This is a genomic window from Chroococcidiopsis sp. CCALA 051 (genome assembly GCF_003015105.1).
GTDB classification, from domain to species: Bacteria; Cyanobacteriota; Cyanobacteriia; order Cyanobacteriales; family Chroococcidiopsidaceae; genus Chroococcidiopsis; species Chroococcidiopsis thermalis.
Map to the genome: position 1 here is coordinate 1 of NZ_PYCI01000069.1, position 14,939 is coordinate 14,939.

The following is a 14,939-nucleotide window of genomic DNA, read 5'->3' on the forward strand; positions in this document are numbered from 1 at the left end:
CATGCTCGCGTGTTGGCAAATTTTGGCGAAATTGTGAAGAACTAAAACATTAGGCGATCGCTCGATTAAGTTAGTAGCGATCGCAAATTTACAAGATTTTACTAGGCTTTGTACGGATGCAGAGCCTAAATTCTTTTATTTTAATAAATTCCAAGATTGTATTCTTACAATTTTAAAATTTCAAGATAGCTATAACTATATTTCCAGTGAGATTGCTCAATAATATGCTCTGCATCCCTCGATTTAACAGTATTTTCACTAGTAGTATTTTTACGATAAAAGTTATATAAAACAAGGCTATCGGGGAAATCTCGGCTAGTAGGTAGATCAGTAAAATTCCTCTTGAATCCACATCTGAGTAAGCCTACTTTAGTTGTAGATTGGTCATGTAAAGCTCTTGTAAAGCATTCTGCTTTTTTCAGAAACTTTATTACCAAGTCCAAGTGTAATGACTTAAATTCTTTCCATTTCACTACACTGCTCTATTGCATAACCATACTGAAATAGTTCTTTCTTTAACTACTGGAAAAGCTATTTGCATAAAGCGCTGCTTCACTTTCCTTAGCCAGCTAACCCTTCCCTCTAGCTTGCCAATATTGCAGCGCGATCTTCAGCAATAAAGCAGCTTTCTGCACGATTGACTTCTCGTCTACTCAAACCGCATTGAGTAGCAGATGAAGTGCGATCGTCAACTCGTGCTGCATTAATTCCATTTAGAGGTAAACAATGAAATTCTATCAGAAACTACAAAACATAGCTCCAAAAAAGTTATCAGAACGACAAGCTAAATCGTCTAAGTCAATTGTTTCAGTATTAATTGCTTCAGCTCTCCTCTACACGTTGCCAGCAACAGCCTTGACAAGTTTTCTGGGCATGAATAACGGCACTGGCTACAACATTGACCCAGGATACGTCGATCGCTCCATCCAACACACCAAAAACCTGGGCTTAGAAGTCGTCCGTATGGGTATGGATAGCGTTTGGGGTAATACGGAGGGTGCAGGGTTTCATTGGTCGGGCAGAGATATGGTTGTCGATAAATATCGCAATGCTGGACTCAAAATTCACGCCGTGTTATCAGCACGGATGCACGTCAATCGAGACGGTAACTACGAGAAATGGAAAGCAAACTTCCGCTATTTTACTCGTAACGTCATGATGCGCTACAAAGGCAAAATCTTTTACTACATCATCGATAACGAACCCGATCTCGACTATGGCAACGGTAAAATGTCAGCTCAAGAATGCGTTGACATGACTCGGATTGCCTACGAAATAGCCAAATCCATCGATCCTAATATTAAAATTGAGTCGCCACCCGTGATGGGAATTGAATCCGGTCTGCTCAATGAGATGTTAGATCGCGGCATCGATAAGGTCAGCGACTATATCGGCTTGCACGCCTATGGCGGACAGATTTCCGAGAATCGTCTCGGTCATCCTTGGAGAGTCATGGAAGCACGCGGCATCAGAAAGCCCCTTGCGATTAGCGAATCGGGATCGATTAACGAGTATTGCAACGGTTCCCAATTTGAAACCGAAGACTGTCGCCGCCGCTGGTTCCTCATGTTCGGGCTACAACTCAAAAGATTTGGTTACGACCACGCCATCCTATTCGATCTTGACGGTCACGATAGCTGGGCTGTTGCGCCAGACTTTAACCCCACGAAAGCTTATTACCAAATTAAAGATTTACGTCTAAATAAGACTTTCTCGAATGGCGGTTTTGAGTCAGCGAATAACGTTGAAAATGAGTGGACTCCTGCCGATAACAACGACGAGTGGATTTATAAAGGGACTTCACCTCATATCAACTTCGTCCAGAATGATAGCAATCAAGGAGGGCGTAACGGCAGTAAAGGCTATGTCAAGTTAGAGAGCGGTCGGGCTGGATCTGGCACGCCAATTAGAATCCGGCGAATTTTAGGCGATATGCCAAAAAACAAGAGGGTAGCAATTGGTGCTTGGGTCTATGTCAGTGGCGGAGCCTCAGCAACGCTAAAAGCTTTGGGGTATGACTTTAGAAATGGTGATGCCGAGATCTCGAAGACTTCAACTCAGAAAAACGGTTGGGAGTATTTAGAAATTACCGTTCCTATCTCCAGATATTGGGCAGTAGTCGAACTGGGAACGACGGGAACTGGCAGAGCAGGCGACTCTGTGAAGTGGGATGACGTGAGCGTCCGCGTACTCTAAGTGCGGACGTGCCATAGCTTAACTTAGATTTTCTCAGCTTACCCGTGGAAAAGGCGATCGCCTTTTCACGGGTAAGTTATTATTTATGATGTTATCGTGACAGCAAAAAACTCTCAAATCGATTGCATAATAGCTCGACACTAATTGAAATGTTGAAGAGATCTAAAAAAAATTCGACTAAGTTTAAACAACCTGCTCGTCGTCGCTTGGGATTTAAGCTTTTATTGAGTGTCATTGCTGGGTTGATTATTTTTAGTTTAATTTCTATTTATCTCATTCCAAATTTATTCTCTGTCACATCTAATAAACCTCCAGCGCGATCGCCCAGCGCTAGTGTCAGAGCTACTCCCAGCGGTCCATATCTGGGAATTAATAACGGTACTGGCTATAACACCGATCCAGCATATGTGGCGCGATCGATTAAACATACGAAGGATCTAGGCTTAGGCTTAGTTCGTATGGGGATGGATGGTGTTGGTGGTAAGACGGAAGGCTCATCCTTTGATTGGTTTGCTAGAGATATCGCCGTGCAGAAGTATCTCGATGCAGGGCTGAAAATTCATACAGTCGTATCTCCTCGATTGGGAGTCGATCGAGATAGTAACTACGAGCAATGGCAAGCGAACTTCAATTATTTCGTTCGCAACGTCATGGCACATTACAAAGGTAAGATTTTCTATTATATTATTGACAACGAACCAGAATTAGACTATGGCAATGGCAAGATGTCAGCTCAAGAGTGCGTAGACATGACTCAGATTGCCTTTAAAGCTGCTAGAGCCATTGACCCGAGAATTAAGATCGAATCACCCCCAATTTCAGGAATTGAATCCCATATCCTAGATGAAATGCTCGATCGCGGCATCGATAAGGTGAGCGATTACATCGGCTTACATGCCTATGGCGGACAAATCGCCGACAATCGTTTCGGGCATCCTTGGCGATCGCTAGAAGCACGCGGCATCAGAAAACCGCTTGCCATTAGCGAAGCCGGAGTCATTTCAAGCTGGTGTCCTGGTTCGGCGGCTGAGAAAGAAAACTGTCGTCGTCGGTGGTTTGCGATCTTCGGGCAACAGCTCAAAAGATTCGGTTATGACAACGCCATACTATTCGATCTTGACGGTCATGATGAGTGGGCGATCGCCCCAAATTTTAAGCCCACCACAACTTATCAGAAAATCAAAAGTATGCGTCTGAACCAACCACTCGCCAATAAAGGTTTTGAGTCTGCCAACAATCCTGAGACTGAGTGGGTACATTTTGGTGCTGGCGACATCGGCGATATGGGACCTTTACCTTACGTAACTTTCGTGCGTAACGATGCTCGTGGAGCGCACAAAGGTAAGGGTTACGTCAAATTGGATGGCACCGCAGCGGGTACGCCAGTCCGAGTCCGACGAATTGCCGGTCAGCTGCCACTAGGCAAAAAAGTGGCGATCGGTGCTTGGGCATATGTCAACGGCAATGCCAAGGCGACGCTCAAAATTCTCGGCTATGACGATCGCGACGGAGATGCAGAGATGTCAAAAACTGCCACCAAGAAAAATGGTTGGGAATATTTAGAAATCACCTTACCCATCTCCCGAGACTGGGCAGTCGTAGAGTTAGGAACCACGGGAACTGGAAAAAAAGGAGACTACGTGAAGTGGGATGATGTGACTCTCCGCACGTCCTAAGCTTGCGCATAAAACGCTCAAAAAATAGACAAATCGCAGCTACTATGGTGAAGGATTTATTTGCTTCTAGTTTATGCATAAATAACCTTCACTTTTTCAATCTTGTTCGTGCATATGGCACGCATTCATAACTTATCTGACATTGTAGAAATTGTAGGGATATAAATGCACGTACTGCATATTTTGAATCACGTGCTAGAAGCTGGTAACGGCATAGTTAACGTAGCGGTAGATTTAGCGTGTTTGCAAGCACAGGCGGGTTGCAAAGTGGGTGTAGCTTCTGCTGGGGGAGGCTATGAGAAGTTACTCATGCAACATGGTGTCAAGCACTTCAAACTAGACCAGACGAGAAAACCAATCGAGTTGATCGAAGCTGCTAGAGGTTATCGAGCCATTGTCAAAGAGTTTGACCCCAACATCGTTCATGCCCATATGATGACGGGAGTTGTCTTAGCAAGTACTTTGAGATTTCAGTCGCAATACGCTCTCGTATCGACGGTACATAACGAATTTCAGCGTAGTGCTGTTCTGATGGGTTTGGCAGATCGCGTCATTGCAGTCAGCAAGGCTGTGGCAGACTCTATGGTACGGCGTGGTATTCCAGAGCAAAAACTGCGGGTGATATCTAACGGTACGCTAGGTAGCCCTCGGACTTGCCAACTCAAAGAGTGCGTCCCCGTAACTCTAAAACACCCAGCGATCGTGACCGTGGCGGGAATGTACAAACGCAAGGGGATTGCTGAGTTAGTTGCTGCCTTTGCCCAAATTGCTGCTGATTTTCCTACAGCTCATCTTTACTTAGTTGGGGATGGTCCCGATCGCGAACTATTTGAAGCTCAAGCACGGAACACGCCTGTTAGCGATCGCATCCACTTTGAGCGGTTTCAACCACAACCGCAACGCTATTTAATGGCTGCTGACATTTTCGTACTGGCTTCCCACCGCGATCCATCTCCTTTGGTGATTCCAGAAGCGCGGGAAGCAGGATGTGCTATTGTTGCCACTCACGTCGATGGCATTCCTGAAGCTTTGGACGGTGGGAAGGCAGGCATCTTAGTCCCAGCAGCAGACAGTCATGCTTTAGCAGCTGCTCTGACTGAATTACTGAACGAGCCGCCAATTCTCCACGCTTGGAAAGACAAAGCACGACAGAATATAGAACGTCTGACGGCGACTAGAGTTCATCAAGAAACCCTAGCAGTCTATGACGAACTTGCCATGCGTGAAGACAGTTGACAGTTATCAGTGAAGAATGGGGTGTGGGGTGTGGGGTGTGGTGAGTCAATTCTCTCCCGATCGCTCCCTCAGCTCTCTTTCCCCTGCTCCCTACTTCCTACTCCCTACTCCCTACCATATTCGTTGACTGCGATCGCTTCTGCTGCTGGTAGTAGTTACGTGCTGCCAAACACATAGCCACAAAGCACCAAAAAACCATACCCGCAAGCGAAACTATGGTATTTCCCAGTGGCATCTGAACGAGAACGCCAATACTAATGGCACGGGCAGCACTAGCAAAAGAGTCCAACCGCAGTTCGGAATTTTGCAGCAGCGTATAGATAATGAGAACAATGCCCCCCAAGTAGGGGATCGCGCCAAACCAGCCCAGAGTGAAGAATAAATCGAGAACGCCACTGTCGAGGATAACTTGTTCTAACTGACCTTCACTGTTAGTAGCGTACATCCCTCCCAACCCTTTACCGAGAAAATCAGATAGGGCAAGATTGAGTTGTTGCTCGTAGGTAGCAGCGCGATCGTTAGCACTGGTATCTTTTTGAATCTCTGAAAAGGACTGTAAGCGAGTATTAATGACTTCCGAGAAAGGCTCGATCGTTGCCAACGGGATCACGCACACAGACATCACTAAGATGGAAATAATTAATCGTCGCTGTAGGCGTGCTTTCATGGAAGTCAGCAAGGTGATAAGTGCCACTAGCCACCCGCCCCATGCTGCTCTTACTGCCGATAGCAGAAAAGCCAAATACCCCCCTACAGAAGCAGGGATACGCAAAGTTCCTTTCGTGTTAAATAACAACACCAGACCCGCCATCATTGCCACGGCAAAAGGAAAGGGCGAATGCATGGTACTAAACACGCGAATGCCAAGTGGTTCTGGTCTGCCATTTGTCACCAATTCTGTTTCAATAATCCAGAACCGATCCCACATTGGTGCAACTAAGTATTGCACGACTCCATAGACACCGGAAACTAGCACGCCCCAAAGGAAAGTCTGCTGAATTATCTTGCTGAGCTTGGGATAATCGCGCCAGTTGATAAATAGATGGAAGCCAAACAAGATTGGCGTGAACCAGTCCAGACTCGCTCGCGTTGCTGCCATAGGCGAATTCTTCACCAATCCGATTAGAAAACCATAGAGTACGGCAACAAAAGCCAAGATCAAGGGTAAGCCGCCTTGACGATATGCTTTAGGTAAATAGCGGATGAGAGTAATCCCGCTTAGCAACGAGACGAGAAAAGGCGTGACCAGCATTAAACGCTGTGCATCCCAGCCGCTCTTAAAATCGACGATGCGAGCAAGCAACGGCGTGAGAAACCAAATCCACCAAGTAAAGCTGACGTAAAAGACAGGATAGCGAAAATAGAGAAACGCACCCACAACAAAAGCACTTAGGGGAAAAGCATAGCGTGCGATCCCGCTAGCAGCAACCAGGCACAGTGCTGTAATCAGTGAAAATCCGATAATTGCCATCCAAGCTGGCGCTGGTTGCAATCCGAAAGTAGGAGTTGAAAGTGTTTGCTTAGAGTTCACCTAATAGCATCTCCATGATGACAGCATTTAAACCAAGGCAGATTTCTCAATTGATAATTACGAATTACGAATTACGAATTACGAATTACAAATGCTGCGCCCATACCTCTGAGGAGCGATCGCGATTGCTCCAAGTTACCCACGCTTGCCAGCGCCCGTGCATGGAGGCGAGCCACTTTTGCCACGCCAATTTTCCTTGACTCGGTAAGAACCGCAATAACTGTACTAAACCCCAGGCATCTCGCGTTCCTACTAAAACCGCCCAGATCGCGAAGGCTGTTCGCCGTATCGGGCTTAAATGTTCCAGCAAAGACAAGGTTTCATTATATGTCATGTTGCTAAAAGCAATTGCATTAAACTGGTTGCGCCGATCTTCATCAAACCGCTGCCCGAGGTAGTGATCGACGACTATTTGAGGATCGTAAATCAGCTTCCAGCCAGCCCGTTTTAGAGTTAGGCACAACATCAATTCGTGATGTACCTGCGCTCCCGTACCCCGCATCCGCTCATCAAAGCGAATATGAGCGATCGCCGATCGCCGATAACTGGAGTTTACCCCTTTCAGTATGTCAACTTCACGGGCATTTCCTACGCCAAGATGGTGGTTGCCAATTGCCCGTCCAAACCACTGCAATCGACCCACTACATGAGATTGACCTTCGACGAGCTGCGTTCCGTAGTGCATTCGATCGCGTCCGCCAACACCACCCACTTTCTCATCTGCTAAATAGTGAGCTTCTATCCGCTCCAGCCAATCGGCGTGAGGTGCGGCATCGTCATCGGTAATGGCAATAATCTCTCCTTTTGCCACATCAACGCCTGCATTCATGGCTGCTACTACCCCCGGGACGCTTACTTTGACAGTGCGTATCGGTAAAGCATAAGGGTCTAATCCTGCTAGTAGTTGCCAAGTTTCCGTATCGCTATCGCGGACGACCACCAGCACCTCATCCGCTGGTCGAACTTGCTGTTGTAAAGCTACTAAACAGCGTGCCAAGTCTTGCGAACGGCGATAAGTAGGTATCAAAACAGAAATCATCATGACTTGCTAACTCCACGACTCACCCGATTAGACTTTTAATAGCTTGACGATTGACCCAGGCGTAAAGCTCAGGGTCAGTGCAGCTACACTACGCAAGTTTAATTGGTATTGGATTGCTTTCCAGAAATGGGGGCGTGCTGCCGCAATTTGTCCAGACCGCATCAGACCAATTCCCAAAGTCGTGTGAGATTGTGCTAATTTGGCTCTAAAATACGGGCGAAATTGTTGTAAACGCTCGTCTGCGATGAATTGCTCGTAACAAAAGATTCCTGCTTTACCCGTGCGAATCTTCGCCTGCACGTTTTTTTTGCCGCTGATTTGCGTCTCTGATTGGGGGTGAATGCGGTAGCGCGTCAATCTTTCGGGATAGTAGTAAGCACCCTTACCAGATCGACAAGCAAGATATGCCAAGTAGAGATCCCAAAACAACCCTACTTCCAGTGGGATGCTATCCCAATCGATCGCATCTCTACGGATGACAGTTGCTAGGGCGATGAATACGGACTGATCGACCACACTCAACTCGTAAAAAGGTTGATAAACTCCTTCTTTAAGCCGCGATCGCTGCCAATACCGCGTATTTTCCTCAGTTTTTAGATAATCGATTTTATCCTCTGAGTCAATCACGTAATGATCGCAAAAAGCGACAACCAAATCTGGATTAGCATCGAGATACGGTACGAGTTTTGCTAAATAATCTTCATTCCACAGATCGTCATCATTTAAACTCGCAACATACTTGCCTTGTGCTTCTTTAAATGCACTCGTGACATTTAATGCAATGCCTAAGTTCTGTGGATTGCGGCGTAACCGAATTCGGGAGTCTTGAAACTCGTCAATAATTGCTTGAGGATTGTCAGGACTGCAATCGTCAGATACGATGATTTCGATATGACGATATGTTTGGCGTACCGCACTCGCGATCGCTTTTCTCAAGTATTCTGGGCGATTGTAGGTAGGAATAATAACACTAACTAACGATTCTGGCGCTGTTATATTAGTAGACATAGCTGGTTAATAATTATTATAATTTTTCGCTGACTGTATTCAGAAAGCGTAACGCTGTAGGTACGGGGCTGTAATTTTCTAGCGCCCACTGTCTGCCTTCAATAGATATCTTTTCTAAAATTTCTGGTTCGCTGGCTATTCTATCCACAGCTAGTTTGATATTGCTCAGATCGATCCCAATGTAGTGTCGCCAGTTTTCTGGCATGACCGGAATCATAAAACCGTACTTGTCAAAATCCTCGCGCACGCTAACGCATCCTGCTGCAAGAGACTCCCAGTAACGCCAGTTATCCCAATCTGTAATTCGATTTGATTTCCACTCCAATTTGCTGAGAATTTTTTTGAGCAAACGACTTGTTGCCGTAGAAGGGTCGCGAGGTACAGGAGTGACAAAAAAGCCACCAAAACAGGCGCAAGCAGCGTAATCTTTTAAACTTTGGAAATAACCTGGCGAATGTCTTCTCCCTGTTTGCGACCAATTCATGTAGTGATAAGGCTCTGTAGAAAAGTTATCTAGACCTTCAACGACATTATTAACTGGTAGAGCCGCATCGATTTGAGGCAGTAGTTCTTTACGAACTATTCGCCTGACAGAGTGCTTAATTTTGTGCGGTTCTCTAAAGTTCACTAATAATTGTCTTTTTCTTGCCTGGATCGGTAGAATGTTTTCTAATTCTCGCAACATCCGGCTAGATATTCCCTGCGCCCAAGGGTGAATATTGCCGGGATACTTAAAGTAACGGTTACAACTAACTTTAAAAATAAAATCGAACTGGCGAAATTCGGGTTTGTAAGCGTGCGTTTTACTACCATCATCGCTGTCTAGATAGACAGTAATATATTTTCGATTGGGATGAAATAAATGTTGTGGAAAAGGCTTATTTGCCACTTGAAACCAATCTTGATTGAGGACAACAATTGAGCAGTCATCTGGTGTAATTTCAGGGTCGTGGCGAAACAGGTACTCTTCTGTCTCTGGAGCTAGCCGCCAATAGTTGATATTGGCGTAAGCATCTATTCCTAAAGTTTTTAATCCATCACCCAAGCAAATCATCGTGTGGGGATAGCCTGTTTTTTCAGGAGTATCCGGTGGAATGCAATAAAAATAGACTTTGCCACTAAAATTGGTCGATTGCATTCAGATGCCTCCAGTTATGCAACTTATCTCTTGTCGAGGGTCTTTTACTAAGCATAATTTATACCTTATAATCGGTCGCGATCGCGGGAACAATTTGAGCCATCCTCACTGATGGAAAAATACCTGCCGTAAAAAATCTATATCATTTCTAGTCGCAATCAAACTGGGAGGACGTACTTTCAAGAGTAGTGGGTAGCCGGCAAGCAAGCAAACTAGGCGAAAGATAGTCGAAATTAACAATGACCAGCCCGCACCTTCTAATCCGTAGATGGGAATGAGTATTAACAAAAGGGGTACAGTCACCAACACGCTGATTGCTTCTACAACCGTCAGCGCTCCTGGTCTACCTACAGCCATAAAAGCTTGAGCCAAAACCCAAGCTGCGCCTCCAATCGCGATCTCTGCGCTGAGAATGCGAAAAACACCAACAGCCTCGACAAATTTGTCACCATAAAGCAATTGAATCAAAAAAGGAATTGGGATTGAAACCGCTAGGGCAACGACTACAGTGACAGCCGTACTGACACGAACTGCTCGTCCCGTTAAAGCCACTACCTCTTCAATCGGACGTGCGGCAATTTTGGGTAGCAAGACGGTAATCGTCGAACTGTGGAATAAACCCAGCATTCGAGAGACACTCAAAGCTAGCGTATACAGACCCATCGAAGCAGGAGATAGCATAGTCACCACTAATGCTTGATCGATCTTCTCGGCTAGAGTTCCTAGTAAGTTCATGCCATAAGCACGAATGCCGTAACCGACTAGCAATCGATAGGCACTGCCTAACCCTTTCCAACGGGGGTGAAAGCGCTGCCATAAGTATCTCCACATCCAGAAAAATAGAGGCAACCCAGGTACGCTGTAGGCTAGAGCGGCAGTCAAAGGAGTTAGCTGCGCGGTCGATGCCAACACGCCCAAAATAGCTAGAGTAAATAATGGTTGTAGGGAACGAAGTTGATTGACAAAGGTAAATTCTTGGTTTGCTTCTAGGATTGAGAAAAAAATTTCTGTCAAAAGGACGATCGGAGCTAAGATCATGTACCATTGGGCAAAGCGAATCACATCTGCCGAGTACTGTGGTAAGAACCGTGGCATGAAGACGACACCGATCGTCATGGCAAATAAACCCAGTACCACGCTCAATCCGAGAGCTGCTGAAAAAAGTTCCGATTCTTTTTCTGGATGACGCTTGAAGTTGTATTGTATGGCGGATGGTAAACCCAACATTAAGAGGTAAGCTAAAAACTGAGGCCAAAGGGCGATCGCATTATATTCACCTCTTCCTTGCGGCTCCAAGGCTCTAGATGTAATGATTCCAGTCCCCATGTTGGCGGCTAGCACGAGTATCCTTGCCATGACTGTCTGCAAAGTCGCAGCAGTAGAGCTACGTCCGTTCAAAACCCACTGAACTCGACTTCTGATTGCTTTCATTTACCAAACTCCCAAACCATCAGTACTCGATACTCGATCTGGGTTTATGGCTTGCTGTTGAAGCGATCGATATTGCTGCTCAGAATAGGATTTTCCCATCCTAGCTGGTTCAATCCATCCGAATGTATCTATTCTCATGTTGCTATTAGAGCTTGGTTGATCGCTGTGCTAGCTGCTAGCTAGTAGCTAACAGATCGAAATTGTATATGAACTGAAGATTCAGTTGTGTATTTTCTGACAACACCTAAATCAAAAACTGCTAAACAAACAACTATTGGTGCTTAGTGCTTGTACTCCACTCATACCGAGTGCAGTTTTTCTATGCTGCGTTCGGACTGTGGTTCTTGGTGTCGCGCTTCTAAAAGTTGCTTTTTGTCAAGTGCTTTTTTGTCTAAACTCAGCCTTACCACCTGCTCCAAAGTCAGATAGCGTCGTTCGACAATCCCGATCTCTCCTCGCAAAGCATTGAATAGCTTCGGCAGTCTATCGAAATGATATTTACGCAGCCATCGATCCACATCTTCGAGTCGAAAGCGTCCGTAACGCTCCAGCAGACTTTTCGACTCGTGCTGTGCGTCGTTTTCTCGTAGTCTAGAATTGGCTGTTGCGATTAATTGAAATTTGTATAGTCTGAATAGCTTACCTTGCTGGCTCACGTACCACTGCCGATCGCAGGTGAATGGGTTTGGCGATCGCCAGCAGGATATGCAGAGCAATGCGAGTAGTGCAGGACTGAGCAATAAAATTAACAGAGCCGCGATCGCTCGGTCGAGCAGCTCCTGCAATCTCCCACCCATCAGATTTTGTCGCTTTGCTCTTTTGAGTTGAGGTGGTAGGCGCAGAAATGCTGTTTTGTTTGTTTGAGCGCACGCATCAGCCCATAGTTCGATCTCTGCCTCCCCAAGATTAGGATCGAGGCATACTCCCTTTAATGATGACAGCTTTAAACGGTCTACTAACCATTCCTGACTGTCAAGGCTAGAGAGATACATTTTTCTTGTTGATGCTAAATTTACAACCAGATATTGTTGTCGCCACCTCAGTTTATAGCGCAAAATTTGATTAGTTTGGCGCTCTCGCTCGATAGTAGAGCTATTAGGCATAATTCCAGCTTTAGATGTTGACATGTAACGGCTATAGTGTTTCAATTCCCCAAGCAGGGATGAGATCCAGAATTAAATGCAAATTGGCATCTCTAATAGAGATATGTATTTGCTTACAGGCGAATTGACTTACAAATCAATCTGTCCAAGTATTTTCAAGAGTATGACCTCAACTTGTGTAAACTGGCAATTAAAAAGTTTTAGATTTGTATGTCTTAAATTAAGATGACACGTTGAACTTACGTGATTTCGGAAACGATCGAGCAAATTTATACTTATGTTATGCAAAATCCCCTAAAACCACCACGATATTAGCCAGCTTTCACTGTTTCTTTACAGTCAATACTCGAACTATATAAAACTTTTATAAAAAATATATAAAGCCTACGCGATACCACTAATCCTTTCGATTAGCAAGTACTAACTTTCCTAGAGCAGAACTTAAAAATTTGAGGTTGAATAATTGGCACATTATCTTAACAAGACTTGGCGCACTTGTAATACAATTTTCTGCCAATCAAAATGAGTTGCAGCATACTGCCGACAAGCATCTCTAGAAGGTAACGAACTTGGGTCGGTCAGTAATTCCGCTAATCTCCAAGCGATCGCAGTTGCCTCGCTTGTATCAGTAATTAATTCTGGTGAAAACGGAGCTAAAATTTCTGGCATTCCGCCTATAGGAGTACATAACACGGGAGTACCGCAAGCAAGAGATTCTAAAACTGTTAAACCAAAACCTTCCAATGATTGGCTGGGCATGACACAAAGATCTGCTGCTTGGTAAGCGATCGGTAATTGCTCGTCTGGTAAAAAACCTAGAAATTTTACGTGTTCTTGTAGTTCCATCTCTGCGACTTGTTGTTCTAAAACTGGTTTGAGCGGTCCTTTACCAGCTATAGCCAACCAGACATCAGGAATTTTTGGCTTGATTTGTGCCAGGGCTAGCAGTAACTTGTCTAAACCCATGCGGTGAACCAAGCGACGGGGCGCGAATAGAATCAATCGTTCTGAAGGAAAGTTTAAATGTGTCCGAGCTTGTTGCCGCGATAAGTTGGGCTGAAAGCGTTGTAAGTCAACCCCACCTGGAATGGTATTAATTTTGTGCCACGGAACTTGATATGTTTGATGCAAAATCTCGCCAAAGGCACGGCTGAGAACGATAAAGCGATCGCAACGACGATAAACTGTTTTTTCTACTAAGTGCTTTTTTAATAACACGCTCAGTTGACTGCCGCCTTCCTGAGCGCTTTCTAATGCCCAGGGACCGTGAAAAGTAAACGTCACTGGTACGTTCTTAGGTAAGTTCTGCAACAATGGCAAACTGTACAGCGCGAAATTTAGGTTAATTGCATCTGGTTTTTGCAGTTGCCGCTCGGCAAAGTTGCAACGGGTTGACCACAATCGCTTCCAGAGGGGACGGTCGGGTGCAGCTAAATTGACTAACTCTACTGCTGAGTTATCTAGTATTGGCAAACCCAGACCATATAGGGTAACGCGATCGCCTGCCGCAGCTAGATGATGCGTTAGTTCGTATACGTAGCGGTCTAGTCCTCCTGGCGCGTGCGGAAACCACCCCATACCAACGCAGTCAATACGTGCAGGTGTAGCTACAGAGTTATCTTGTTTTGGCAAACGATCTGATATCATCTAAGCCCATGACCAAATTAACAATTAATATTACGCTCTAGCGAGAGCCTTTACGCCTGCTGCCGTCACATTTTGGCACTTACAAGCTAGTGTGGCGCAATCCAACCTAGCATGGGAAGAACTTAGCATTGTCAACCAAAGCTAACAAGTCATTTGCATATCATGTTTCTTGAGAGAGCGAGTTGCTTACGGGCGCACCAAGCTTCGGAATTGGCGATCGCGTCAAGCAAGTCAGCATTCATAGTCAATTTCAGCCTCTCAATCGGTATAAAGTCGGTATAAGCGGATTATACAGATGTGATTGCCCATCTCTCTAGCGCAAAATTCTCAGTTATAATCCCATTCTCCTTCGCAATATAGCAGATGCCTGAAATAAAATCGAAGAATTTTTCCATATTCTCCAAAGTTACTCTGCTCAAAATAATTGCTCCTAAGAAGAACAAGAATATTTGTCACTTACTATGGCAGATGTTTTAGAAAGCACCAGCATTAGCTACACAACCATAAATCGATTACGAATCGCTCACCAATTTTAATTGTATGACAATCCGTTTACCTCTTCACAAAGTCGTAGTTTTTCTCGGTGAGATAGGGTGCATCTAGAGTCTAGCTATTTTGCTCTTGAGATTTTTGCGATCGCGATGAGCATGAGTTATGTCAGTTATACAAACTCTATAACTATCCTCACTTCAAAAATCGCACGCTTATGCGGTCTAAAATAACAACCTAGATCGCCTGGGAAATTTTCGATTTATTGAGAATTATTTGCTATTCTGTTGCAGCTCGACTTCCTCTATTCAGTTATGCCTATTTCGATTTCAAGAAGCGAACCCAAAAATAGTACTAATCGATTGTCTGTTTTAGAATCTATCGTTTTTGAGACACTTGCCTCAACAAAAAATCTTGGATTGACTGCTAAAATCCTATAAGT

11 protein-coding genes are annotated in these 14,939 nt (G+C 45.0%); 3 read left to right on the top strand and 8 right to left on the bottom strand.

Annotation, left to right across the window (positions count from 1 at the left end; all coding sequences use genetic code 11):
* Positions 1–726 precede the first annotated feature (726 nt).
* From C7Y66_RS17340 to C7Y66_RS17350, 3 genes are all read left to right on the top strand, one after another.
* Positions 727–2,196 (top strand): hypothetical protein, encoded by a 1,470-nt coding sequence (locus C7Y66_RS17340; RefSeq protein WP_106546551.1) that lies wholly within the window; start codon positions 727–729, stop codon positions 2,194–2,196.
* A gap of 149 nt (positions 2,197–2,345) precedes the next feature.
* Positions 2,346–3,872: a hypothetical protein gene (locus tag C7Y66_RS17345; RefSeq protein WP_015152345.1), complete on the top strand. Its 1,527-nt coding sequence runs from the start codon at positions 2,346–2,348 to the stop codon at positions 3,870–3,872.
* 165 nt (positions 3,873–4,037) lie between these two features.
* Entirely contained in the window at positions 4,038–5,108 is a 1,071-nt protein-coding gene (locus C7Y66_RS17350) for a glycosyltransferase family 4 protein (RefSeq protein WP_106546552.1), read from the top strand.
* Between the two features lie 97 nt (positions 5,109–5,205).
* On the opposite strand, the gene C7Y66_RS17355 is transcribed toward C7Y66_RS17350, so the two are convergent.
* From C7Y66_RS17355 to C7Y66_RS17385, 8 genes are all read right to left on the bottom strand, one after another.
* The gene (locus tag C7Y66_RS17355) at positions 5,206–6,639 is read right to left on the bottom strand and encodes an O-antigen ligase family protein (protein WP_106546553.1); all 1,434 of its coding nucleotides are present in this window, start codon (positions 6,637–6,639) and stop codon (positions 5,206–5,208) included.
* Positions 6,640–6,724: 85 nt separating this feature from the next.
* Entirely contained in the window at positions 6,725–7,681 is a 957-nt protein-coding gene (locus tag C7Y66_RS17360; protein ID WP_106546554.1) for a glycosyltransferase family 2 protein, read from the bottom strand.
* Positions 7,682–7,708: 27 nt separating this feature from the next.
* A complete protein-coding gene (locus tag C7Y66_RS17365; protein ID WP_106546555.1) occupies positions 7,709–8,689 on the bottom strand; it encodes a glycosyltransferase family 2 protein in 981 nt (326 codons plus the stop codon).
* Between the two features lie 16 nt (positions 8,690–8,705).
* On the bottom strand, positions 8,706–9,827 hold the full coding sequence (locus C7Y66_RS17370; protein ID WP_015152340.1) for a hypothetical protein: 1,122 nt from the start codon (positions 9,825–9,827) through the stop codon (positions 8,706–8,708).
* A 105-nt stretch (positions 9,828–9,932) separates the two neighbouring features.
* Positions 9,933–11,258 (bottom strand): lipopolysaccharide biosynthesis protein, encoded by a 1,326-nt coding sequence (locus tag C7Y66_RS17375; protein ID WP_106546556.1) that lies wholly within the window; start codon positions 11,256–11,258, stop codon positions 9,933–9,935.
* Positions 11,259–11,396 carry a hypothetical protein gene (locus C7Y66_RS31170; RefSeq protein ID WP_158265947.1) on the bottom strand — a complete coding sequence of 46 codons (138 nt, stop codon included), beginning with the start codon at positions 11,394–11,396 and terminating at the stop codon, positions 11,259–11,261. It abuts the gene before it with no gap.
* A gap of 161 nt (positions 11,397–11,557) precedes the next feature.
* Positions 11,558–12,385 (bottom strand): heterocyst development glycosyltransferase HepC, encoded by an 828-nt coding sequence (gene hepC / locus C7Y66_RS17380; protein WP_106546557.1) that lies wholly within the window; start codon positions 12,383–12,385, stop codon positions 11,558–11,560.
* 447 nt (positions 12,386–12,832) lie between these two features.
* Complete coding sequence (locus tag C7Y66_RS17385) at positions 12,833–14,008, bottom strand: glycosyltransferase family 4 protein (RefSeq protein WP_181246277.1); 1,176 nt, start codon at positions 14,006–14,008, stop codon at positions 12,833–12,835.
* Positions 14,009–14,939: the final 931 nt, after the last annotated feature.

Coding starts and splice junctions, on each gene's coding strand:
- C7Y66_RS17340 (WP_106546551.1), top strand. CDS start 727: ATGAAATTCTATCAGAAACTACAAAACATAGCTCCAAAAAAGTTATCA.
- C7Y66_RS17345 (WP_015152345.1), top strand. CDS start 2,346: ATGTTGAAGAGATCTAAAAAAAATTCGACTAAGTTTAAACAACCTGCT.
- C7Y66_RS17350 (WP_106546552.1), top strand. CDS start 4,038: ATGCACGTACTGCATATTTTGAATCACGTGCTAGAAGCTGGTAACGGC.
- C7Y66_RS17360 (WP_106546554.1), bottom strand. CDS start 7,681: ATGATGATTTCTGTTTTGATACCTACTTATCGCCGTTCGCAAGACTTG.
- C7Y66_RS17365 (WP_106546555.1), bottom strand. CDS start 8,689: ATGTCTACTAATATAACAGCGCCAGAATCGTTAGTTAGTGTTATTATT.
- C7Y66_RS17370 (WP_015152340.1), bottom strand. CDS start 9,827: ATGCAATCGACCAATTTTAGTGGCAAAGTCTATTTTTATTGCATTCCA.
- C7Y66_RS17375 (WP_106546556.1), bottom strand. CDS start 11,258: ATGAAAGCAATCAGAAGTCGAGTTCAGTGGGTTTTGAACGGACGTAGC.
- C7Y66_RS31170 (WP_158265947.1), bottom strand. CDS start 11,396: ATGAGAATAGATACATTCGGATGGATTGAACCAGCTAGGATGGGAAAA.
- hepC (WP_106546557.1), bottom strand. CDS start 12,385: ATGTCAACATCTAAAGCTGGAATTATGCCTAATAGCTCTACTATCGAG.
- C7Y66_RS17385 (WP_181246277.1), bottom strand. CDS start 14,008: ATGATATCAGATCGTTTGCCAAAACAAGATAACTCTGTAGCTACACCT.